This is a genomic window from Neisseria perflava (genome assembly GCF_019334725.1).
GTDB classification, from domain to species: Bacteria; Pseudomonadota; Gammaproteobacteria; order Burkholderiales; family Neisseriaceae; genus Neisseria; species Neisseria subflava_A.
The window spans coordinates 303,573-327,084 of record NZ_CP079818.1; the positions used below are offsets into that span (position 1 = coordinate 303,573).

General features: G+C 53.9%; 22 protein-coding genes. 12 read left to right on the plus strand and 10 right to left on the minus strand.

All coding sequences use genetic code 11. The features are described 5' to 3' along the window. Nucleotides 1-104 precede the first annotated feature (104 nt). Entirely contained in the window at nt 105-2,240 is a 2,136-nt protein-coding gene (gene yccS, locus LPB400_RS01590) for a YccS family putative transporter (RefSeq protein WP_070504069.1), read from the plus strand. Nucleotides 2,241-2,407: 167 nt separating this feature from the next. Here yccS and LPB400_RS01595 read toward each other — a convergent pair whose 3' ends face one another. After that, the gene (locus tag LPB400_RS01595) at nt 2,408-3,586 is read right to left on the minus strand and encodes a phosphoglycerate kinase (RefSeq protein ID WP_004519232.1); all 1,179 of its coding nucleotides are present in this window, start codon (nt 3,584-3,586) and stop codon (nt 2,408-2,410) included. 194 nt (nt 3,587-3,780) lie between these two features. Between LPB400_RS01595 and LPB400_RS01600 the strand changes: the two genes are divergently transcribed. After that, entirely contained in the window at nt 3,781-5,130 is a 1,350-nt protein-coding gene (locus LPB400_RS01600) for a M16 family metallopeptidase (RefSeq protein ID WP_070504072.1), read from the plus strand. Nucleotides 5,131-5,188: 58 nt separating this feature from the next. Continuing rightward, complete coding sequence (locus LPB400_RS01605) at nt 5,189-6,487, plus strand: M16 family metallopeptidase (RefSeq protein ID WP_107768576.1); 1,299 nt, start codon at nt 5,189-5,191, stop codon at nt 6,485-6,487. A gap of 250 nt (nt 6,488-6,737) precedes the next feature. Here the strand turns inward: LPB400_RS01605 and glmS are convergent, their stop codons facing one another. The 4 genes from glmS to LPB400_RS01625 form a co-directional block, all read right to left on the minus strand. Then, nucleotides 6,738-8,576 (minus strand): glutamine--fructose-6-phosphate transaminase (isomerizing), encoded by a 1,839-nt coding sequence (glmS, locus tag LPB400_RS01610; RefSeq protein ID WP_219089170.1) that lies wholly within the window; start codon nt 8,574-8,576, stop codon nt 6,738-6,740. Between the two features lie 161 nt (nt 8,577-8,737). Continuing rightward, a complete protein-coding gene (gene glmU / locus LPB400_RS01615) occupies nt 8,738-10,111 on the minus strand; it encodes a bifunctional UDP-N-acetylglucosamine diphosphorylase/glucosamine-1-phosphate N-acetyltransferase GlmU (RefSeq protein WP_070813660.1) in 1,374 nt (457 codons plus the stop codon). 98 nt (nt 10,112-10,209) lie between these two features. Further along, nucleotides 10,210-10,494, minus strand: coding sequence for a membrane lipoprotein lipid attachment site-containing protein (locus LPB400_RS01620; protein ID WP_003686634.1), 285 nt, complete (start codon nt 10,492-10,494; stop codon nt 10,210-10,212). Between the two features lie 61 nt (nt 10,495-10,555). Further along, the gene (locus LPB400_RS01625) at nt 10,556-11,203 is read right to left on the minus strand and encodes a pyrimidine 5'-nucleotidase (protein WP_070813661.1); all 648 of its coding nucleotides are present in this window, start codon (nt 11,201-11,203) and stop codon (nt 10,556-10,558) included. 65 nt (nt 11,204-11,268) lie between these two features. On the opposite strand from LPB400_RS01625, the gene LPB400_RS01630 reads away from it, so the two are divergent. From LPB400_RS01630 to LPB400_RS01640, 3 genes are all read left to right on the plus strand, one after another. Next, on the plus strand, nt 11,269-12,270 hold the full coding sequence (locus LPB400_RS01630; RefSeq protein WP_070824068.1) for a thiamine ABC transporter substrate-binding protein: 1,002 nt from the start codon (nt 11,269-11,271) through the stop codon (nt 12,268-12,270). A 113-nt stretch (nt 12,271-12,383) separates the two neighbouring features. Next, the gene (locus LPB400_RS01635; RefSeq protein ID WP_219089172.1) at nt 12,384-13,229 is read left to right on the plus strand and encodes a mechanosensitive ion channel family protein; all 846 of its coding nucleotides are present in this window, start codon (nt 12,384-12,386) and stop codon (nt 13,227-13,229) included. A 75-nt stretch (nt 13,230-13,304) separates the two neighbouring features. Continuing rightward, on the plus strand, nt 13,305-13,772 hold the full coding sequence (locus tag LPB400_RS01640) for a CinA family protein (protein WP_070822553.1): 468 nt from the start codon (nt 13,305-13,307) through the stop codon (nt 13,770-13,772). Nucleotides 13,773-13,853: 81 nt separating this feature from the next. Here LPB400_RS01640 and efeB read toward each other — a convergent pair whose 3' ends face one another. From efeB to efeU, 3 genes are all read right to left on the minus strand, one after another. Next, nucleotides 13,854-15,119: an iron uptake transporter deferrochelatase/peroxidase subunit gene (gene efeB / locus LPB400_RS01645; protein WP_070631554.1), complete on the minus strand. Its 1,266-nt coding sequence runs from the start codon at nt 15,117-15,119 to the stop codon at nt 13,854-13,856. A gap of 134 nt (nt 15,120-15,253) precedes the next feature. Continuing rightward, entirely contained in the window at nt 15,254-16,420 is a 1,167-nt protein-coding gene (gene efeO, locus LPB400_RS01650; protein WP_049335642.1) for an iron uptake system protein EfeO, read from the minus strand. A 12-nt stretch (nt 16,421-16,432) separates the two neighbouring features. Next, nucleotides 16,433-17,266: an iron uptake transporter permease EfeU gene (efeU, locus tag LPB400_RS01655; RefSeq protein WP_004519216.1), complete on the minus strand. Its 834-nt coding sequence runs from the start codon at nt 17,264-17,266 to the stop codon at nt 16,433-16,435. A gap of 404 nt (nt 17,267-17,670) precedes the next feature. Between efeU and LPB400_RS01660 the strand changes: the two genes are divergently transcribed. From LPB400_RS01660 to LPB400_RS01670, 3 genes are all read left to right on the plus strand, one after another. Next, nucleotides 17,671-18,822: a cytochrome-c peroxidase gene (locus LPB400_RS01660; RefSeq protein ID WP_219089660.1), complete on the plus strand. Its 1,152-nt coding sequence runs from the start codon at nt 17,671-17,673 to the stop codon at nt 18,820-18,822. Between the two features lie 138 nt (nt 18,823-18,960). Beyond that, complete coding sequence (locus LPB400_RS01665; RefSeq protein WP_219089662.1) at nt 18,961-19,290, plus strand: FKBP-type peptidyl-prolyl cis-trans isomerase; 330 nt, start codon at nt 18,961-18,963, stop codon at nt 19,288-19,290. 125 nt (nt 19,291-19,415) lie between these two features. Next, entirely contained in the window at nt 19,416-19,664 is a 249-nt protein-coding gene (locus LPB400_RS01670) for a BolA family protein (protein WP_003686612.1), read from the plus strand. 145 nt (nt 19,665-19,809) lie between these two features. Here the strand turns inward: LPB400_RS01670 and LPB400_RS01675 are convergent, their stop codons facing one another. Beyond that, a complete protein-coding gene (locus tag LPB400_RS01675) occupies nt 19,810-20,604 on the minus strand; it encodes a methyltransferase (protein WP_049329347.1) in 795 nt (264 codons plus the stop codon). Nucleotides 20,605-20,664: 60 nt separating this feature from the next. Beyond that, the gene (gene bioH / locus LPB400_RS01680; RefSeq protein ID WP_219089174.1) at nt 20,665-21,411 is read right to left on the minus strand and encodes a pimeloyl-ACP methyl ester esterase BioH; all 747 of its coding nucleotides are present in this window, start codon (nt 21,409-21,411) and stop codon (nt 20,665-20,667) included. On the opposite strand from bioH, the gene LPB400_RS01685 reads away from it, so the two are divergent. From LPB400_RS01685 to LPB400_RS01695, 3 genes are all read left to right on the plus strand, one after another. Then, nucleotides 21,410-22,126 (plus strand): ComF family protein, encoded by a 717-nt coding sequence (locus LPB400_RS01685; protein ID WP_219089177.1) that lies wholly within the window; start codon nt 21,410-21,412, stop codon nt 22,124-22,126. The two genes, bioH and LPB400_RS01685, sit on opposite strands and share 2 nt — an antisense overlap. Before the next feature lie 64 nt (nt 22,127-22,190). After that, nucleotides 22,191-22,655 carry a tRNA (uridine(34)/cytosine(34)/5-carboxymethylaminomethyluridine(34)-2'-O)-methyltransferase TrmL gene (gene trmL / locus LPB400_RS01690; protein ID WP_070461542.1) on the plus strand — a complete coding sequence of 155 codons (465 nt, stop codon included), beginning with the start codon at nt 22,191-22,193 and terminating at the stop codon, nt 22,653-22,655. Nucleotides 22,656-22,703: 48 nt separating this feature from the next. Beyond that, entirely contained in the window at nt 22,704-23,423 is a 720-nt protein-coding gene (locus LPB400_RS01695; RefSeq protein WP_070461541.1) for a septal ring lytic transglycosylase RlpA family protein, read from the plus strand. Nucleotides 23,424-23,512 lie beyond the last annotated feature (89 nt).

Here is a 23,512-nt window from a genome sequence, read left to right on the forward strand (position 1 = left end):
ATCCGTTCAGACGGCCTTATCCTATCTCAAGCATTCTGAAACCGACTGAAAATCCTGTTAAAATCCAATCATTCACCTCATAACGAATAATAAACAACATCATCATGAAAACTCCGCCGCTCAAACCTCTGATCATTGCCTCCCTGCCCGTCTTCGCCAGCGTGTTCATCGCCGCTACCCTCGTTTGGCACTTCAACACGCCTAAGCTCGTCATGCCCTTCGTACTCGGCATTATTGCCGGCGGTTTGGTCGACTTGGACAACCGCCTCACAGGCCGTCTGAAAAACATCGTCATCACCGTTGCCCTGTTCACCCTCTCTTCGCTGCTTGCCCAAAGCACCATCGGCACAGGCGTTCCCTTCATCTTGGCCATGACCCTGATGACTTTCGGCTTTACCATCCTCGGCACCGTCGGCCTCAAATACCGCACCTTCGCTTTCGGTGCGCTCGCCGTCGCCACCTACACCACGCTGACCTACACCCCCGAGACCTACTGGCTGACCAACCCCGTCATGATTCTGTTGGGCACTGTTCTATACAGCGTCAACACCCTGATCTTCCAAATCATCCTGCCCCACCGCCCTGTCCAAGAAACCGTCGCCAACGCCTATGATGCACTCAGCAACTACTTCGATGCCAAAGCCGACTTTTTCGATCCAGACGAAGCCGCATGGTTGGGCAACCGCCAAATCGACTTGGCCATGAGCAACACCGGCGTGATTACCGCCTTCAACCAATGCCGCGGCGCACTTTTCTACCGGTTGCGCGGCCAACACCGCCATCCGCGTACCGCCAAAATGCTGCGCTACTACCTCTGCGCGCAAGACATGCACGAACGCATCAGCTCCGCCCACGTCGATTACAGCGAAATGGCCGAGCAGCTCAAAAATACCGACCTCATCTTCCGCATCCGCCGCCTGCTCGAAATGCAAGGCCAGGCGTGCCGCAACGTTGCCGCCTCCCTGCGCAACAACAAACCCTACGCATACAGCAAACGCCTCGGCCGCGCCATGGAAGGCTGCCGCCAATCCCTCAGCCATTTTGCCGAGACCCATGCCGATAATGCCAACCTCCACAATATCCGCCGCCTGCTCGACAACCTCAGCAGCGTCGATTACCAACTGCGGCAACTGCAAAACGATGCGTCCCTTGCCGAAAACGACAACGCCGACACCCGCATCGCCGCCCTTGAAAACACCAAATTCCGCAATATCGGCGAGACCGTCCTCAGCCAGCTCAATTTCGACTCCGGCGTCTTCCGCCATGCCACCCGCCTCTCCATCGTCGTGGCCGCGGCCTGCATCATTGTCGAAATCCTTCATCTCAATCTCGGCTACTGGATTCTGCTGACCGCCCTTTTCGTCTGCCAGCCCAACTACACCGCCACCAAAAGCCGCGTGTACCAACGTATCGCCGGTACGATTCTCGGCGTAATTGTCGGTTCGCTCGTTCCCTACTTCACCCCGTCTGTTGAAACCAAGCTTTGGATTGTCATCGCCAGCACCACCCTGTTCTTCATGACCCGGAGCTACAAATACAGCTTCTCCACCTTCTTTATCACCATCCAAGCCCTGACCAGCCTCTCGCTTGCCGGTTTGGACGTGTACCACGCCATGCCCATCCGCATCATCGACACCATCGTCGGTTCCGTTATCGCATGGGCCGCCGCCACCTACCTCTGGCCCGATTGGCGTTACCTCACCCTCAGCCATACTGCCGCCCAAACCATTACTGCCAACGGCCGCTATCTCGACGCCATCCTCGACCAGCTGCAAAACGGCAGCCGCGACGATTTCGACTACCGCCTCACCCGCCGCCAAGCCCACGAAAGCACCGCTGCCCTCAGCAGCACCCTGTCCGACATGAGCAGCAACCCGAAAAAATACCAAGACCGCCTGCAAGACAGTTTTACCCTGCTCAAAACCAGCTATGCGCTGACCGGCCACATTTCCGCGCTCGGTGCATACCGCGACCAAGTCCGAATCGACGGCAACGACGGCTTTGCGCCCTATGCCAAGCTGACCCACCACATCGCCGAGTTGCTGACCCAAATGCCCCAAACCGACCCCGAAGCTTTTGAAACGGCCATGACCCAAATCCGTCAGGAATTTGCCGAGCTTGAACAAAACACACAAGCGCAGCAAGACCACATCCTCAAACACCAGCTCGACCTGATCATCCGCCAGCTTACCCCGTGCTATCAGGCATTGCACCGACAAGCCGACGTAGAGGCTGTCTGAAAAGAGCCGGACGCTTTCCAGCCTGTTTAGCAACAAGTCTGCCAACCATCGGCGTTGAATCCAGCTAAACACTTCCTCAAATAAAAACCAAAAAACAAAAGGCCGTCTGAAACCTGATTTCCAGATTTCAGACGGCCTTTATTTTTAACAATCGATATTAAAACCGATTATGCGCCGCGTTTTTCCAAAGCAGCAACGGCAGGCAACTCTTTGCCTTCCAAGAACTCAAGGAACGCGCCGCCGCCGGTGGAGATGTAGCTGATTTGATCGGTTACGCCGAATTTGGCAATCGCCGCCAAAGTGTCGCCGCCGCCGGCAATCGAGAACGCATCGCTTTGGGCAATCGCTTCGGCCAATACTTTGGTACCGCCAGCAAATTGGTCAAACTCAAATACGCCGACCGGGCCGTTCCATACGACCGTACCGGCAGCTTTGAGCAAATCGGCCAAAGCAGCGGCAGATTTAGGGCCGATGTCCAAAATCATGTCGTCTTCGGCAACGTCAGCAATGTCTTTCACCACAGCTTCCGCATCGGCGGCAAAGGCTTTAGCGACAACCACATCGGTCGGTAGCGGAACAGAGCCGCCTTTAGCCGCCATTTTCGCCATGATTTTTTTGGATTCTTCCACCAAATCGTGTTCGGCCAAAGATTTGCCGATGGCTTTGCCTTCTGCCAACAGGAAGGTGTTGGCGATGCCGCCGCCGACGATGAGTTGGTCGACTTTGTCGGCCAAAGATTCGAGGATGGTCAGTTTGGTAGATACTTTGCTGCCGGCAACGATGGCAACCATCGGATGAGCCGGTTGTTTCAAGGCTTTGCCCAAAGCGTCGAGTTCGCCCGCCATCAACACGCCGGCGCAGGCAACCGGTGCGGCTTGGGCAACGGCTTCAGTCGAAGCTTGGGCGCGGTGGGCAGTACCGAATGCGTCGTTGACGAACACGTCGCACAAAGAAGCGTAGGCTTTGCCCAGCTCCAAGTCGTTTTTCTTCTCACCTTTGTTGATGCGTACGTTTTGCAGCATCACGACATCACCGGCGTTCAAAGTCGGTTTGTTTTCACGCCAGTCGTTCAATACTTTCACGTCTTTACCCAACAGTTTGCCCAAATGCGCGGCAACAGGCGCCACATCGTCTTCAGGATGGAATTCGCCTTCGGTCGGACGGCCGAGGTGGGTCATCACGATCACAGACGCGCCGTTATCCAAGCAGTATTTGATGGATGCGAGCGAAGCGCGGATACGGGTGTCGTCGCTGATGTTGCCGTCTTTAAACGGTACGTTCATATCGGCACGGATCAGAACGGTTTTGCCTTGAACATTTTGTTCGGTCAGTTTCAAAAATGCCATGATGATTCCTTTGTGATGGTTGGAAACGGGAATGTTTGGGATTATCCGCGAATGAGGGGCGACGGTAAAGATTGGCAACGGCCGCGCTTGATGTGAATCAGCAGATAAGGCTGCAGGCCGTCTGAAACATTCGGCCAATCTTTCAGATTTTCCGCTATACTTTGGCAATTGATTTTCATTTTACGGATTGAACCATGTTACGCCGAATTACTTTAATGCTTGCCTTCGCGCTGCCTGCCGCCTCATGGGCGCAGACGCTTTCCGAAACCCTGCCCAACGGTCTGAAAATCATCGTCAAAGAAGACCACCGCGCGCCTGTGGCCGTTTCGCAGATTTGGTACAAAATCGGCAGCGTGGATGAAAAACCGGGCAAAAGCGGCCTGAGCCACGCTTTGGAACACATGATGTTTAAAGGCACGAAAGACGTTCCCTCCGGCGAATTCAACCGCCGCGTATCCGAGCTGGGAGGACAAAACAATGCCTACACCAACCGCAATGAAACGGTGTATTACGAAAACGTCGCCGCCGCCAACCTGCCCGAGATTCTGAAGCTCGAAGCCGACCGCATGCACAACCTCAACTTCAGCGACAAAGAATTCCTCAACGAGATGAACGTCATCCGTGAAGAACGCCGCCAGCGCACGGAAGACACGGCCGACGGCAAAATGTGGGAGCAAGCCTATCTTGCCGCCTTTACCCAACCGTCCATGCGCGCCTCCGTCATCGGCTACATGAAAGATTTGCACACCCTAAAAGCCGACGACTTGCGCGCGTGGTACAAACAATATTACGCGCCCAACAATGCCGTATTGGTCATTGTCGGCGATGTCGATGCCAAACAAACGCTTCAGACGGCCGCCAAACTCTTTGGCGATATTCCGGCCAAAGCCCAGCCGCCGCGCAACAAGCTCCATACCGAACCCTATTTGCGCAAGCCTGTTACGGTCAAAGCCACTTCTCCGGTTACACACCAGCCGCTGATTGCCATCAACTTCCGTGTGCCGAAACTCCAAAAACTCGATGACACGATGCCTTTCGCCCTCGACATCCTCTCCGATATTTTGGCAGGCAACGCGTCCAGCCGTTTTGATAAAAACCTCGTGCGCGGCAAGCAAACCGCATTGAACGCAGGAACGCATTACGACATCATCAGCCGTGAAATGCCGCTGTTCAGCGTAATGGCCATGCCTGCCGAAGGCGTGAAAACCGATACCCTGATTGCCCAGCTGCGCCAAGAAATCAAAGACATTGCCGACAACGGCGTTTCCGAAGAAGAATTGCAGCGCGTCAAAACCCAAGCAGCGGTCAGCGAAATCTACGCCAAAGACTCCATGTCTTCCCAAGCCTCCATGATGGGCCGCCTCGAAGCGCGCGGTTTCCAATATACCGACGAACAAGAAATCCACCGCCGCCTACAGGCAGTCAGCGCGCAAGAAGTACAGGCCGCCGCCCGGATGTTGACCGACGAGCGCATGAGTACCGTCATCATCGAGCCGCAAAAACCTGCCACCGTGCCAAGCAAAAAAGCTGCCAAACGCCAATAAACATCAGGCCGTCTGAAAGCCCATACCCTTTCAGACGGCCTTAACAGAAAGCCACAACATGAAACCCACCCTGCTCGCCCTTGCCCTCCTCCTGCCCTTAAGCGTCCAAGCCGCCACCGACATCCAACGCTGGCGCAACCGCGACGGCACCCAAATCCTCCTTGTCGAACGCCACGAAAACCCCATCATCGACCTTGAAGTCAGCTTCAAGGGCGCAGGCAGCGTCGCCAATCCGGACGGCAAAAGCCAAGTTGCCGAATTTACCGCCTCCCTCCTGACCGACGGCACCCAAGAGCTGGACGAAGAAGCCTTCAATGCCGAAGCCGACAACATCGGCGCACAAATCAGCAGCGACAGCAATGCCGAAAGCGCATCCGCAGGCTTCCGCAGCCTCAGCAAAGCCGACATCCGCGACAAAGCCGCCAACTTGCTCAACCACTCGCTGACCCGTCCGCGCTTTGACGAAACCGTTTTCCGCCGCCGTCAAATCCAATCCATTACCGGCTTGCAACAACAAGAAACCACCCCCGACTACACCGCCACGCGCGAACTGACCAAGCTCATCTACCCGAACCACCCCTACGGCAGCGGCGCAAACATAACCGTCGACAGCCTCAAACGAGTTAGTCTGGACGACATCCGCGCCTTCCACCGCACCCACTACGGCAAAGACAACGCCATCGTCGCCATCGTCGGCGACCTCAACCGCAAACAGGCAGAGCAACTGGTCGAACGCGTCCTCAAAGACCTGCCGGCCAAAGCCACCGCAACCCACGCCATCCCGCCCGTTCCCAAACAAACCGCCCAACGCCGCGACATCCCCTTTGCCGGCACGCAGGCACAAATCCTGCTCGGCACTTCCCTCTTCAAACGCCACGACCCCGACTATTACGCCCTCATTGCCGGCAACTACATCCTCGGCGGCGGCGGTTTTGACAGCCGCCTCATGAAAGTTTTGCGCGACCAACACGGCTACACCTACGGCGTATACAGCAGCCTCGCCCCGGCGACAGAAGAAGGCACGTTTGCCGTTTCCTACTCCACCCAAAAGAAAAACACCAAAGCCTCACTGGCCGACACCCAAGCCGTCATCGAGCAGTTTATCGCCGAAGGCCCGACCGAAGCCGAGCTGAAACAGGCCAAAGCCAACATCGTCGGCAGCTTCCCCCTGCGCTACGACTCCAACGACAAACTGCTCAACTACCTGAGCCTGATCGGCCTCTACGACCTGCCTAACGACTACTTAGAAGCCTACCCCAAAGCCATCAACAGCCTGACCGTCGAACAAGTCCGCGACGCATGGCAACGCCGCGTTAAATTCAAAGACCTCAACACCGTCGTTGTCGGTGCAGAATAAAACGCTTTAAAACAACAGACCGTCTGAAAGATTTTTCAGACGGCCTGTTTTCATTCTGTCGATTTGCTGATCTTGTCATCAGAGACCACTCTAATCAATAAAATATCGGTCACAATCAGCTGTTGTTGTACATTTATAATAAAAGCAAAGACATCATAAATAGCATTTCTATTACTGAAACCAACAAATAAAAAGGCCGTCTGAAACCTTGAAACAGGTTTCAGACGGCCTTTTTTAACCGGTTTATTGCTTATTCAACCGTTACCGATTTAGCCAAGTTGCGCGGTTTGTCCACGTCTGTGCCACGTGCGAGGGCGGCGTGGTAAGACAGGAGTTGCACAGGGATGGTGTGCACAATCGGCGAGAGTACGCCGACGTGGCGTGGGGCGCGGATGACGTGCACGCCTTCGGTGGCGCTGAAGTTGCTATCGAGGTCGGCGAAAACGAAGAGTTCGCCGCCGCGAGCGCCGACTTCCTGCATATTAGCTTTTACTTTGTCCAACAGGCTGTCGTTCGGGGCAATCACGACAACAGGCATGTTCTCATCCACCAAGGCCAACGGGCCGTGTTTCAACTCACCCGCAGGATACGCTTCGGCGTGGATATAGGTAATCTCTTTCAGCTTCAATGCGCCTTCAAGGGCGATTGGGAAGTGGATGCCGCGGCCGAGGAAGAGTGCGCTGGTTTTCTTGGCAAATTTTTGCGCCCAAGCGGCGATTTGCGGCTCCAGATTGAGAGCGTGCTGAATGCTGCCCGGCAGTTGGCGCAATTCTTCAACGTATTCACGCGCTTGTTCGTCAGAAACCAGGCCGCGCTGTTTGCCCAAGGTAACGGCCAAACCGAACAGGACAACCAGTTGGGTCGTGAACGCTTTGGTAGAGGCGACGCCGATTTCTGCGCCGGCGCGTGTGTACAGTACCAACTCGCTTTCACGCGGCAGGGCGGATTCCATCACGTTACAAATAGACAGGCTGTGTTTGTGTCCCAAGGATTGCGCGTATTTCAGGGCTTCCATGGTATCCAAGGTTTCGCCGGATTGGGAAATGGTGATGACCAGTTGTTTCGGATCGGCAATCACGTCGCGGTAGCGGTATTCGCTGGCGATTTCCACGTCGGTCGGCACTTTGGCGATGGATTCGAGCCAGTATTTGGCGGTCAGCGCGGCATAGTAGGACGTACCGCAGGCAAGGATTTTGATGCTGTGGATGTCGTCGAATACTTCGCGTGCATTCGCGCCGAAGTTTTCAGGTTCAAAACCGCCGTCCAAGAAGACTTCGGCAGTATCGGCGATGGCGCGGGGTTGTTCGTGGATTTCTTTTTGCATGAAGTGGCTGTATGGGCCCAATTCCAAAGAAGCCAAAGACAATTCGGACATTTTAATCGCGCGTTCGGTTTGCGCACCGGTTTTGTCGAGCAGTTTTTCGATGCCGTTTGCGTTCAGCAGGGCGATGTCGCCGTCTTCCAAGTAAGCGATGCGGCGGGTAAAGGCAATCACTGCGGATACGTCGGAAGCGATGAAGGTTTCCTGGTCGCCCAAGGCCACCAACAACGGGCAGCCCATGCGCGCAACAACCATTTCTTCAGGGTTGTCTTGTGCGATAACGGCAATGGCGTATGCGCCGTGGAAACGGGCAGTCGCAGCTTGGACGGCTTCAAACAGTTTGCCGCCGTTTTGCGTGTATTCGTGGTTGACGCTGTGGGCGATGACTTCGGTATCGGTTTGCGATTCGAAGGTATAACCCAAAGCTTGCAGGCGTTCGCGTTCGGCTTCGAAGTTTTCGATGATGCCGTTGTGGACAACCGCGATCATGCCGCCGGAAATATGGGGGTGGGCGTTAGGCTCGGTTACACCGCCGTGGGTTGCCCAACGGGTATGGCCGATGCCGATATGGCCGAACACGCCATTTTCACGTGCTGCATCTTCCATCAGCTGAACACGGCCGACACGGCGGACGCGTTTGATTTTGCCGTCCATGTTGACGGCAATACCCGACGAATCGTAGCCTCGGTATTCAAGGCGTTTGAGACCGTCGGTCAGAAAATCGACTACATTGTGATTGGCGCGAATAGCACCTACGATACCGCACATATAAGTTCCTTAGTATCAAAAGTTTGAAAAAATGACTGCTGCTCCGGCTCCCGAAAGCGGCAGTCGGAAAACGCCGTTTTATTTTCATTGAAACGGCAAATCTAGGTTTCAGACGGCCTGTTGTTTCTCAAGGCCGTCTGAAAACAAATAAAAGATCAACCTTACTTCTTATCGCCTTTTTCCGGACGCACCCAGCCTTCGATGACGGTTTGGCGCGAACGGGCGAGAACGAGTTTGCCGTCTTCGCAGTTACGGGTAATCGCGCTGCCCGCGCCTGTCGTCACTTTATTACCGAGGGTGACAGGGGCAACCAGTACGCAGTTTGAACCGATGCGTACTTCGTCGCCGATGACGGTTTTGTGTTTGTTCACGCCGTCGTAGTTGGCAATAATCGTGCCGGCGCCGAAGTTGGTTTTGCTGCCGATCTCGGCATCACCGATGTAGGTGAGGTGGTTGGCTTTGGTGCCGTTGCCGATGGTGGCGTTTTTGACTTCGACGAAGTTGCCGATGTGTACGTCGTCGGCCAGTTTGGCTTGCGGACGCAGGCGGGCGTATGGGCCGATTTGGTTGTTTTCGCCGACTTCGCAATCTTCAAAATGAGAGAACGGGGCGATTTTGGTGTTGGCACCGATTTTGGCGTTTTTGATCACGCAGTTGGCACCGATTTCGACGTTGTCGCCGAGTTCGACTTCGCCTTCGATGACGACGTTGACGTCAATCACGGCATCTTGTCCGTGTTTCAGACGGCCTCGTAAATCGAAACGTGCCGGATCGCGCAGGGTGACGCCTGCTTTGAGCAATTCTTGCGCCTGTTCGGTTTGGAAGATGCGTTCGAGTTCGGCAAGCTGGAGTTTGTTGTTCACGCCGGCGGCCAGATGGGAGGCGCGCACTTGGACGGGATGAACTTTGATGCCGTCGGCAACGGCTTTGGCGATGAGGTCGGTCAGGTAGTATTCGCCTTGGGCATTGTTGCTGGAAAGGCTGTTCAACCAAGCTTCAAGTTTGGCGTTAGGCAGAACCAAAATGCCGGTGTTGATTTCTTTTACGGCCTTTTGGGCGGCATCGGCGTCTTTTTCTTCGACAATGGCGGTTACGTTGCCGTTGCTGTCGCGGATGATGCGGCCCAAGCCTGTCGGGTCGTTGGGCACGTCGGTCAACAGGCCGACTTCGTTGCCTGCGGCTTCGAGCAGGGTTTCGAGGGTTGCTGCGTCAATCAGGGGGACGTCGCCGTACAACACCAGCGTGCGGCCTTCGGCGGACAGGTGCGGCAGGGCGGTTTTGACGGCGTGGCCGGTACCGAGCTGTTCGGTTTGTTCAACCCAAACGACATCGCGTTTGACGGTGTCCAAGACTTGCTCTTTGCCGTGGCCGATGACGACGCAGATGTTTTGGGGATTCAGGGAGGCGGCGGTGTCAATAACGCGCTCAACCATGGGAAGGCCGCCGATGCGGTGCAGCACTTTGGGCATTTTGGAGTACATGCGCGTGCCTTTGCCGGCGGCGAGGATGACGATATTTAAAGCTGTCTGAGCCATGATACGGTTTCCGTTGTCGTTGTTTGAGGCCGTCTGAAAAGTGTGGCAACAAGTGTTGATTGTTTTTCACTCCGTTTCAGACGGCCTTGGGGATATTGTTATTCGGTTGCTGGCTGTTGGTTGGCAAATTGCGGTTTTTGCCAATGTTGGCCGCGTTCGCCGTGTTCGGCATGATCCGCTTGATTGGATTGGACGGCGCGGCGCTCAGGGCGGAACTGGTTGTAATTCATGTTTTTAGAATAAGTACCGTCCTGATAAACGATAGGCGTGCCGGTAGCATATTTTTGTCGTACGGCGGTACGGCCGGATTCGTTGGTGTAGGTTTCCCAAGAGCAACCGGCCAAAACGGCGGCGGCGGTCAGAATTAAAGCGAGTTTACGCATGATGTTGTCCTTGTTTTTAAATGTCGGCAATACCGTGTATTGTACTTGTTTTTGCAAAACTTCACGGCAGTTTTGTGCAAACTTCAAGCAAACCCTGCATATCTTTCGCTATGCCGTCGGCAAATGGCAGCGGATGGGCTTTTTCGCCGTACCAAATGGTCTTCATGCCCAAGGCTTTGGCTTGGTGCAGATTGTCGGCACTGTCGTCCACCATAATGCACTGTTCGGGTTTGACGCCCAACAGGCGGCAGACGTTGAGATAGGCCTGCGGATTGGGTTTGTAGAGCAGGCCGAAGTCGTCCGTGCCGAACAAGCCGTCAAAATGCGCTTCCAAGCCCAACGCTTCAACCAATGCGCGGACATAAAACGAAGGCCCGTTGGAAAATACGGCTTTTCGCCCTTTCAGACGGCCTAAAACGTCATCAGTTCCATCCATACCCTCCACCTTTGCCAAAATTTGCTTAAGCGGGTGACTTTCACGCAAAAACTCATCGATATCGACTTCGGGATGGTGGATTTGCAAACCGGCAAGCGTCGCGCCGTATCGGTGCCAATAATCTTGGCGCAGGTGGGAGGCGGCTTCTTCGGAAAGTTTCAGACGGCCTGCCATGTATTCGGTCATGGCGCGGTTGATGATGTAGAAAATGCCGGCTTCGGCATTGTGCAAAGTATTGTCGAGGTCAAACAGCCAAACGGGAGAATGATTCATATCGTGCCTTGATATGCAGATTTTGTTATGATATTTCGTATTTTACCCGTACTAAAGGAAAGAGAATGAAACTGAAATTGTCCGCCGTGGCCCTGTTGCTGGCTTCGGCAAACCTGTACGCCCAAACCGAAGTGCGTTTGGCCGTGCACAAATCCTTCAGCCTGCCACAATCCGTCATCGCACAATTTGAAAAAGCCAACGATGCCAAAGTGTCCGTCATCAAGGCAGGCAGTGGCAACGAAATGCTCAACAAGCTGATTTTGAGCAAGGCCAACCCGATTGCCGATGCGGTTTACGGTTTAGACAACGCCAACATCGGCAAAGCCAAAGCCGCCGGCATCCTCGCCGCCAACCAACCCAAATCCGCACCCGTAACCGCTTCCCTGCCCGATGCGCTGGCTGTCGATTACGCCTATGTCGCCATCAACTACGACAAAAAATGGTTTGAACAGAAAAAATTGCCCCTGCCGCAAACCCTGCAAGATTTGACCAAACCGGAATATAAAAACCTTCTGGTAACCCCGTCTCCCGCCACATCCTCGCCCGGCCTCTCCTTCCTCTTGGCCAACATCGGCGGCATGGGTGAAGAAGGTGCGTTCAAATGGTGGGCGCAAATGCGCCAAAACGGCGTGAAAGTTGCCAAAGGCTGGAGCGAAGCCTACTACACCGACTTCACCCAAAACGGCGGCGCCTATCCCCTCGTGGTCAGCTATGCCACCAGCCCGGCGGCCGAAGTCCACTACTCCAAAGGCAAATACAGCACCCCACCCACCGGCAACCTCTTCCTCAAAGGCGGCACATTCCGCCAAGTTGAAGGCGCGGCCGTTTTGAAAGGCGCAAAACAACCCGAACTGGCAGCCAAACTGGTGAGCTGGCTGCAAAGCGGCGACGTGCAAAAAGCCCTGCCTGCCGAAATGTGGGTCTATCCGGCTGCCAAAAACACGCCGCTGCCCAAAATATTCGAGTTCGCCCAAACCCCGAAACACAGCGATTCCCCCAACCGCGCCGACATCAACACCAAACAAAAACAATGGGTGAGCCGTTGGAGCAAAACCGTTTTACGTTAAGCTGAAAAGAATTTAGGAAAGATTAAAGGCCGTCTGAAAAAACAAATCATTAGTTTTTCAGACGGCCTTGTTTTACAATGACCTTTTAAACAACTTCACACGCACACACAATTATGAATTTCGATCTTCAAGTCCTCTCTTCGTTCTCCGGCTGGGAACAACTCGCCCAAACCGGCATGTCTTTCGGTACCAACCTGCTGGCCGCCTTAGCCATCTTCTTTATCGGCCGCTGGGTCGCCACGCGCGTGGTGACACTGATGAAAGCCGCGCTGACACGCGCCAAAGTCGATAAAACACTGGTCAGCTTCCTCGGCAACGTTGCCAACATCGGCCTGCTGATCCTCATCATTATCGCGGCACTGGGCAAACTCGGTATCCCGACCACTTCCGTTACCGCCCTGATCGGTGGCGCAGGCTTGGCCGTGGCTTTGTCTTTGAAAGACCAACTGTCCAACTTCGCCGCCGGCGCGCTGATTATCCTGTTCCGTCCGTTTAAAGTCGGCGACTTTATCCGCGTCAACGGTTTTGAAGGCATCGTCCGCGAAATCAAAATGGTGCAGACCTCTTTGAGTACGCCGGACAACGAAGAAGTCGTCCTGCCTAACAGCGTGGTCATGACCAACAGCATCACCAACCGCTCCTCCCTGCCCCTGTGCCGCGCCCAAGTCGTTGTCGGCGTCGATTACGCCTGCGACTTGAAAGCCGCCAAAGCCGCCGTATTGAGAGCGGCAACCGAGCATCCATTATGTGTTCAAACCGAAGAACGACCTGCCGTCGTATACATTACCAACCTTGGTGACAGCGCCATCGAGATCACCCTTTGGGCGTGGACGCAAGAAGAAAATCTCGGCCCATTCCGATTCGCCCTGAACGAGCAGATCGTCGAAAATCTGCGCGAAGCCAACATCAACATCCCATTCCCACAATGTGATGTCCACCTCATTCAGCCGAAAGACTGATTTCAGCTTTCAGGCCGTCTGAAACTCGGCGGGTCAAACGCCCGCCCCATTCCACCATTTCCATAAGGAGCCGCCATGTCCCATCTGCAAACCATCGCCGAACACCTGACCAGCCGCCGTCAAACCGTTACCTGCGCCGAGTCCTGCACCGGCGGCCTGCTTGCAGGTGCGCTGACCTCCCTCTCCGGCAGCTCGCAATGGTTTCATCAGAGCTTCGTCACATACAGCAACCAAGCCAAACAAGACCGCCTCGGCGTCATGCCCGACACCTTGCTGAAACACGGCGCGGTCAGCCGCGAGACCGTCTATGAAATGGCACGCGGCGCAAAAGCCGTGGCGCAGGCAGATTACGCCTTGAGTATTTCCGGCATCGCCGGCCCTAGCGGCGGCAGCGCGGCCAAACCGGTCGGTACAGTCTGGTTCGGCCTGGCCACACCCGAAGGTTCGTTTGAGCAAACCGCGCTTTTCACAGGCGACCGCGAAGCAGTAAGGGCGCAAGCCGTTGAATACGCATTGGCTTTCTTGGCGGAACATTTGGTTTGATAGAAAAACACAGGCCGTCTGAAATCTGGAAATCAGGTTTCAGACGGCCTTTTTATTTATCTATTCAAACCATCGGCGGATTTATACGCCCAAAAGCTCTTTGCCGAGGAAGCTGCCTTTTTCGACACCAGGCAGGACGAAGAAATAGCCGCCGCCAAACGGGCTGATGTATTCCTCCAGCGGCTCGCCGTTGAGCAGGTTTTGCACGAAGATGAAGCCGTCGGCAAGGTTGGCCTGATAGCAGATGAATATCAAGCCGACATCGAGTTGGCCGTTGGCGGCGAGGCCGCGCGAGTAGTTGAAGGCGCGGCGGTAGAGCAGGTGTTTTTTCATGAACTCAGGATCGCGCGGATTGGCAAGGCGCATATGGCTGTCTTTGGGCGTGATTTTGCCGTCGGGGTCTTTGGCGAAATCGGCGGTGTCGCCCTCTTTTTTACCGTCCATGGGCGCGCCGCTGTATTTGCGCCGGCCGAAAATGTCGGTTTGTTCCTGCATCGGGGTGCGGTCCCAAAACTCGACAAAGTGGCGGATGAGGCGGACGGCCTGATAGCTGCCGTTTTTCGCCCATGCCGGTTCGTCCAAGCTGTTGGCGGCAACGCCTGTCCACAGGACTTGATCGGCGACTTTGGGATCTTCGACTTTGGGATTGCCGGAGCCGTCGCGGAAACCTAAAAGGTTGCGCGCGGCAATGGCGCCGGGTTCGGCTTTAGGGAGCCAACCGTCTATGCTCCAACGGATCACGGCAAACTGGGCGGTATTTTTGATGATGTCACGCAGGGCGGCTTGGCAGGTTTCGGGAGAGAATGCGCAAATTTGCAGGCTAAGGTCGCCGTCGCACCAAGATTTTTGGAGTTTGTCGTTGGGGAAGTCGCGCATTTCCTGCAGGTGTTTCGGCTTTTTGTCTTTGAGGCCGAAGCGGTCGTCAAAGAGGCTGCTGCCGACGCCGACGGTAACCGTCAGTCCGTCGGGACGGAATTGTTTGCCGAGGATGCCGCTGCCCGCAGGCGGGAGTTTGTCGTCGCCGTCTTGGTATTCGCCGCCTTGGGTAAGGAATTCGATGCGGGCGGTCAGGGCGCGGAACAGGTTTTCAAGTTGTTTGGCGTCTTTGGCGGTAACGTCAAAGGCACACATGATGCCGAAGAGCTGGTGTGGTGTGACGATGCCTGCCTGATGCTCGCCGTAACACGGATAGGCCAGCTCGGAATGTTGGTTGTTTTGGGTTTCGGCGGCGGCTTCGCCTTGTTTTTTGCCGGCAAAATAACCGGCAACGCCGATGGCGCCGGCGGCAAGGGCAGTTTTGAAAAGGGTTCGTTTTTCGGGTTGTGCCGGTTGTTTGTTTTGGCTCATGGTCTGCTCCTTGGCAGGGAACGGAAAGATTGCAATCGTGTGAAGTAAGGTCGGTTTTCAAGCATATTTGTGTGGGCGACAATAAGATTCAGACGACCTTTCAATATCCAAAGGCCGTCTGAAAACGCGTTATCTTATTTCAAACCCAAAATACCGCGCAGTTTGGCCAAGTCTTCTGCCAAGGCATTAATCGGCGCCTGCAGGGCTTTGCGGTCTTCTTCGCTCAGTTTGTCATACAGCTCGAAACCGTTCGGGGTTTTGTATTTCGCCAAAATGTCTTCAACCTGTTTGAAGTTGGCATCGGTTTTTTCCAACAACGCTTTGTCTTTGGCTTCGATCAGCGGACGGAACAAATCAACGATTTTTTTGGAGCCTTCCACATTGGCTTGGAAGTCGCTCAAGTCGGTATGGCTGTAACGGTCTTCTTCGCCGCTGATTTTGCTGCCGGCCACTTCTTCAATCAGTTCGGACGCGCCGCCGACCACCTTACCCGGAGGGAATGCCAATGCGTCGATTTCTTTTTGTAGTGCTTCGACATCGGTCATCAGTTTGGCTGCAATTTCCTTCACGCCGGATACGTCTTTTTCTACCCAAAGGGCGTGTTCGATACGGTGGAAGCCGGTAAATCCGGCATCTTTCGCACCGTCTTTGAAGTCGTCTTCACGCGCATCGATGACGGGGTCGAGTTCGCTGAAAAGCTCGGCAATCGGTTCGATACGTTCGTAATGGACGCGGGTGGCGGCAAACAGGGATTTGGCCTTTTCAATGTCGCCGGCTTTAACGGCTTCGGTAAAGGTTTTGGTTTTCGCCACCAGCTCTTTAACCTCGCCTTGAACGTAAGCTTTATAGTCGGCGAGCGGTTGGGACAGTTTTTCCAAATCCGCTTCGTTGGCAGTATCTTTGAAGCCGCTGTCGGTAACAATCAGCTTACCGCGCGGATTGGTCAACAGGCCGCAAGTCATTTCATATTCGCCCGGCAGCAGGGTAACGGTCATTTTGTCGGATAAACCCGGGGCGATGTTTTCACGCTCGTCCACCACCATCACGCCTTTCAGGATTTCCCATTCCAGCTTGCGGCCGCTGTCGTTTTTAATATTGAACACGACTTGGCCGCTGGGGACGGTCAATTCCATTGGTTCACAAGCAGTATCGTTCACGCCGATATTGACCGAACCGTCGGCATTGGCGGCAGCGGATGCGCCTGAAGCGGCAGGCGCGGCTTTTTCGGCTTCAGGCGGCTGACACGCAGTCAAACCCAGAGCCAGCATTACAGACAAAGCAGTCAGATTGAATTTTTTCATTTTACTTCCTTCTTATTTAGTTAATTTAGTTAACGTTTTTGCCGGAGCGCTGCCGCGCAAAAACCAAATCATGACGGGAACCAGATACAGCAGCCAAATCAGGACTTCGCCTTCGGTCGGATGGTCGGTATAGCCGAAGAAACCGCCGAGCAGCACGCCTAAAGGGCTGTCTTCATGCAAATATTTCGAGGTGTCGAAAGCGATGTCCTGCATCGCATTCCATACGCCAGCCTCATGCAGCGCACGAAACGAACCGGCCAACAGACCGGCCGCCACCACAATCAAAAACGCGCCCGTCCAACGGAAAAACTTCGCCAAGTTCAGGCGCATACCGCCCTGATAAATCAGCGTACCGATGACAACCGCCGCCAGCAGCCCCAATACCGCGCCTATCGGCATAGACCACGTCGGGCTTTGCTGGAACACGGCAAGCAGGAAAAACACGCTTTCCAAACCTTCGCGCGCCACGGCCAAAAACGCCATGCCGACCAAGGCCCAGCCCTGGCCGCTGCCGTGGTTCAAGGCCGTCTGAACAGAATCCTGAAGATGCTGTTTCATCGAACGCGCGGCCTTCTTCATCCACAAAATCATGTACGTCAGCATCGCCACGGCCACCAGGCCGATGACGCCGACCACCAATTCCTGTTCTTTTTGCGGAATCTCGCCCGTAACGGAATGAATGCCGTAACCGATACCCAAACACATGGCCGCAGCCAAAAACACGCCCAGCCAAACCTTCGGCATCAGCTCGCTGTGTCCCGACTGTTTTAAAAAACTGGCAACAATGCCGACGATCAGGGCGGCTTCGATGCCCTCGCGCAGCATAATCAAAAAAGCAATCAGCATAAAAAACTCTAAAGTGAAACGTTCATTTGTTAACGCATTTATAACGCTTTACGCTTAATAACGCAAATTATTTTCATTTTTTAATAATCCTATAATTATTAAGATTTTTTAAAATAAAATAACGAACGTAATCAATAAAAACTAAAAGGCCGTCTGAATTTTGTTTTTTCAGACGGCCTTAAAAACATTAACTAATTGTAAAAAAACAATAAAAAAGTTTCATAGTATAAAATTCTCTTTCGGTTATATTTTCAAAATTTATCAAAAATAAAAGGTTGATTTACAGCAAGAATCAAAAGCAACTTATCTCATATAGTTCAAATACTGCTGTCGCAACCAGCAAACCATTACATAACAAATGCATAATAAAGGAACCTCCTATGCCACGTTTGAAACTCCACTAAATCGTTCTGGCCTTGGCCGTTTCTGCCGCGTTGACCGCCTGCGGTGAGAAAACTGCACAAACTACTGAAACTCCTCAAGCTGCTTCTGCCGCGAGCACTGCCGATACTGCCGCAAGCACCGCCGCCGTTTCAGCCCCTCAAAATTCTGCCGATGTTTCTGACGAAGACAAAGCCCTGTTGGAACGCGCGCAAGCTACGTTCAAACCTTTGCCTGACCTAGCCGAAATGCAAAAAGTCCGTCCGTTTACCGAAGAACAAGTCAAACTCGGCCAACAACTTTGGTACGAAAACCGCCTGTCCAAAGGCAACACCGTCAGCTGTAACTCTTGCCACAACTTGGCAACTGCCGGCGTAGACAACATGCCGACCAGCGCGGGCCACAAAAGCCAATTCGGCGGCCGTAACTCCCCAACTGCTCTGAATGCTGCCTTGTTGGGCAGCCAATTCTGGGACGGCCGTGCAGCCGATGTGGAAGAACAAGCCGGCGGCCCATTGCTCAACCCTGTTGAAATGGCCAACGCTACCGAAGCCGATGCCGCCGCAAAAATTGCCGGTATCCCTGAATACCAAGAAAAATTCAAAGCCGCATTCCCTGAAGACGGCGCGGTTTCCTTCAAAAACATCACCACCGCATTGGGCGCGTTTGAACGTACCCTGCTGACCCCGACCCGTTGGGACGACTACCTGAAAGGCAACGTATCTGCCCTGAGCGAACAAGAACGCAAAGGCGTACGCGCATTTATGGACAACGGCTGTATTGCTTGTCACAGCGGCGTTAACTTGGGCGGTGCCATGTTCCAAAAATTCGGTTTGGTGGATGGTCCTTACTGGAAACACATCGACGATCCTAAACACGACAAAGGCCGTGCGGACGTAACCAAAAAAGCCGAAGACGAATTCTTCTTCCGCGTTCCCGGCTTGAGAAATGTTGAGCGCACCTATCCATACTTCCACAACGGCAGCGTTTGGGAATTGGATAAAGCCGTCAACATCATGGCGAAAGCTCAATTGGGTAAAACTCTGGCTCCGGAAGAAACTGAAAACATCGTTGCCTTCTTGAAAGCCCTCTCCGGCAATGTTCCTGAATCTGCCCGAACCATGCCTGAGCTGCCCGTCTCCCACGATGTCAAATCCCAACCTGACAACAAATAAGGGTTAGCATAAAACAAAGGCCGTCTGAAAATCCGTTTCAGACGGCCTTTTGCTGCCGGCCATATGGGCGGCTTTGTTTCACGATTGCGCACAATATGGTAATCTTGAGCCGATTTTCACCATACATCCGAAAGGAACATCATGAGCCCGATTATTGAAGACTTGCAAGAAGGCCACGGCAAAGAAGCCGTCAAAGGCAAAGAAATCACCGTACATTACACCGGCTGGTTGGAAGACGGTACCAAGTTCGACTCCAGCCTCGACCGCCGTCAACCGCTGACCATCACCCTGGGCGTCGGCCAAGTGATTAAAGGTTGGGACGAAGGCTTCGGCGGCATGAAAGAAGGCGGCAAACGCAAGCTGACCATTCCTTCCGAAATGGGCTACGGCGCACACGGTGCCGGCGGCGTGATTCCTCCGCACGCAACCTTGATTTTTGAAGTCGAGCTGCTGAAAGTGTACGAATAAGCATTTGACGCTTCAAAAGACCGAGGCCGTCTGAAACCCGAAGTTTGGTTTTTCAGACGGCCTGTTTTATCAAGATTCGGTATAATGCCCTCTTTTACAAGCAAACCATTTCCCAAGGAACCCTCATGCTTTTACCCGAACAAGTCAAAACCCTGATTGAAGGCGTTACCCCTTGCGAACACGTCGAAGTCGAAGGCGACGGCCATCACTTCTTCGCCGTCATCGTTTCCTCCTCATTTGAAGGCAAAGCCCGCCTCGCCCGCCACCGCCTGATTAAAGACGGCCTCAAGCCGCAACTCGAAAGCAACGAATTGCACGCGCTGTCGATTTCCGTTGCCGCCACGCCGGCCGAATGGGCGGCCAAACAGGCTTAATTCGGAATCAAACAAAAGGCCGTCTGAAAACTTTTCAGACGGCCTTTTTCATACATATTAAACAGCGCAGGCAATCGATACAAACGACAAACCGCATTCGACAACACGCAATCGCTGTGTAAACCTTACCGGCACAACCGCCAAACTAGCCCTGCCGTTTCGGGAAAAACTGCACCACGTTCTCCCCTTGCGGCAACACCAATTTCTTCACGGCATGGCCGTACACGGTTTCAAGCGTGATGTTCAGACGGCCTTCGTTTTCAAAAATCTTATCCACACATTCCTTGGCCGCTTGCGGATTACTGAACTTCAACGCATTCCACAATCCCAAGGTTTCCATGTCCTGCCAAAACGTCCCGGCTTTTTTATAGCTCAACTCAAGCTTGGCCGTGTCGGTTACCGGATCGTAAAAGCCGTTGTCGGCGAGCATATCGCCCAAGTCGTGCATATCAATCAGCGTGGGCGCTTCGCATTCGATGCCTTCATGGTTCAGACGGCCTGTCAGCTCGGTCAGGCTGTCGCGGCCAAAGTGCGTGAAAAACAATAATCCGTCGGTTTTCAAAGCAACGGCCCAGTTTTTCAATACCGGCAAAATATCGTCGGCGCGGCTGAGGCTGAGGTTGGCCCACAGCATATCGGCGGATGCTTCGGGCAGCGGCGCGGTCAGGGCTTGGCAATGTTGCGGAATGGTTTTGCCGGTCAGCTTCTGCCAGAAACCGCCTTTGCGCGCGGCGGCGGCGGTTTTCAAAAAGTCGGCATTCGGATCGTATTCTTCAAACACGGCGTCGGGATAACGCGCGGCCAGCAGGCTGCGGCTGATGTCGGCATCGGCACCAATCAGCATGATGCGTTTGGGTGCATTGCGGACCAGCTGCAGGCGCTCGTCGGTGTCTTGGGCGAGATGGCGGTGAATTTGCCAGCGTTTGTCTTGTTCGGTCATGGTGGGTTGTGTCAGCGGGCTTTGCCCGACAATATTCTGTTTTTATGGTTGATGTTTGTTTCAGACGGCCTTTTCGACAAAATTGCGGTAGGTTTCGGCAAATTCGTCGGCATGGCTTAAAAAGGGCGCGTGTGCGGCTTTGTCGATAAGGACCAGCTCGCTGTTGCTCAAATGGCGGTGTAAATATTCGCCCATGCGCGGCGGCGTAATGGCGTCTTTCTGTCCAAACACCAGCAATGACGGCGTTTGAATAAGCGGCAACAGCGGACGCGCGTCGGCATGGTTGACCGCTTCAAGCGCGGCCTGTAAGGCGGAAGGCGTGCCGCAGCGCGCCAAATCAGGTAACACCCGGTTTAAGATTTCGCCCGAATGCGGCGTGTGCAGCAGTTGCAGTTGTAGAAACTGTTTAATATGTTTGGCATAATCCAGCTGAAATGCGCCGACCATCTTGCCCAAGGCAGGTTGTGCCAAGCCTTCTGGATAATCCGTGTCGGCAGTCAATCGGGCAAAACTTGCCGTCAGGCATAGCGATTGGATTTTGTCGGGATAAAGCGCGGTCAAATACAGGGCAACCAATCCACCCAGCGACCAGCCAAGAATGTGTGCCGGCGTGTCGATTTGTCCGGCAAAGGTTTCGGCAACGGCGGCAATATCAAACGGTTCGGCAAAAGACGCATCGCCGTGTCCGGGCAAATCAAGCGCGCGGACGTCCCAACCGGCAGGCAGGCGCGGTATCAAATCGTCGAATACATGGCGGTTCGCCGCCCAACCGTGTATCAGATAAACTTTTTTGGCGGAGTGTGGCATGAATGTTCTTTCTTGGTGGCGCAATTTGAAACGGCTCAATGCGCGACGTTGCGTATTATGCCACGATTCCGTTTCAGACGGCCTTTGCCGAGGCTGCGCAAACGATTTGACGGAATATTTTATCGACGCGGCACAAAGCTGTCCTTTGTGTTTCCGCCATGTCGAGGGCGGGGCGGTGTGCGGCAGTTGCCAGAAAAAGCCGCCCGCATTTGATAGAATGTGGGCCTCGCTGTATTACGAACCGCCCGTCAGCAGCATGATACGCGAGCTGAAACACTTGGCCGATTTGGGCATGAGCCGTCCGTTGGCGGATTTGATGTGCCAAAACGCACCGGACTGGCTGGCGACGGAACACTTCGATTTCGTCCTGCCCATGCCTTTGAGCAAAGAGCGGCGGCTCAAGCGCGGATTCAACCAAAGCGAGGCGTTGACGGATATTTTGGCAAAACGCTACGGCTGGACGCTGCTGCCGCGCCACGCGGTTTTCAGACGGCATGGCGAGCCGCAAAGTACGCTGAAAAGCAACGAACGTCGGCGAAATATCAAGAATGCATTTAAAATCAAAGCCGAATTGCCGAAGGCGTGTAATATTCTGTTAATTGACGATGTCTTTACCACCGGTTCGACCTTGGACGAATTGGCGAAAACGCTGAAAAAATCAGGCGCAGGTAAGATTTTTTGCTGGAGTTTAGCGCGGCCGCCAATGAAAAAATAGCTTAAACTTTTTGACACCCATGGAACATTTCGGCATTATGCCACTCTATAAGTGATTGATTTATATGTTTACCATAGTTTTGTACCAACCCGAAATCCCGCCCAATACGGGCAATATCATCCGCCTGTGCGCCAATACCGGTGCTGATTTGCACTTGGTCAAGCCGCTTGGTTTCCCTCTGGATTCGTCCAAAATGAAACGCGCGGGCTTGGATTATCACGAGTTTGCCAAACTGACGGTACATGAAAATTTCGATGATTGCCTCAAGGCCCTTGAAGGCCGTCGCATTTTCGCGCTGACCACCAAAGGTTCTACCCGACCCGACGAAGTTTCCTTCCGCGAAGGCGACGTGTTGCTGTTTGGTCCCGAAACGCGCGGCCTGCCTGCCGAAGTTCTCGACAGCCTGCCTGCCGGACAAAAAATCCGCCTGCCGATGATGCCCGACAGCAGGAGCATGAATCTTTCCAATACCGTCGCCGTTATTCTGTTTGAAGCATGGCGACAAAACGGTTTCGCAGGCGGCGTATAACAGGCCGTCTGAAACCGCTGCGTTATCAACTCAAGAACGGAACCCGTTTTGACTTTTACCAAAAAAACCCTCCTTTCCTTAGCCGCCGCCACCATCGGCGTCCTTTCCATCAATGCCGCCGTCGCCGACAGCGTGGTCCGAGTCGAAAAACTGCATCCTTCTGCCAACCGCAGTTACAAAGTTGCCGGCAAACGCTACACGCCGCTGACCAAAGTTTCCTCTTTCAGCCAAACCGGCAAAGCCTCATGGTACGGCAGCCAATTCCACGGCCGTAAAACTTCCAGCGGCGAGCGTTACAATATGAACGCCCTCTCCGCCGCCCACAAAACCCTCCCTATTCCCAGCTACGCACGTGTGACCAATATGCAAACCGGCAAAAGCGTCATCGTCCGTGTCAACGACCGCGGCCCTTTCCACGGCAACCGCGTCATCGATGTTTCCAAAGCCGCCGCCCAACAATTGGGTTTCATCAACCAAGGCACAGCCAACGTCAAAGTTGAACAAATCATCCCCGGCCAAACCGCCGCTCAAACCATTATTACCCCAAACAACAAAGAATTTTTTGTTGATTTGAAATCCTTCGGTACCGAACGCGAAGCGCAAGCCTATTTGAACCAAACCGCACAAAGCCTGCCATCCGACAGCAAAATCACGCTTGAAAAACGCAACTACGAATACGTTGTCAAAATGGGTCCGTTCAGCAGCCAAGAACGTGCCGCCGAAGCAGGCGAACGCGCCCGTCATCTGAACCTGGCATCCGCCATCTGATTTCGTCCGCGTTACCGCTGAAGTTTGATACAATACAAGGCCGTCTGAAACCCGATTGCAAGGTTTCAGACGGCCTTTTTTAATCACAG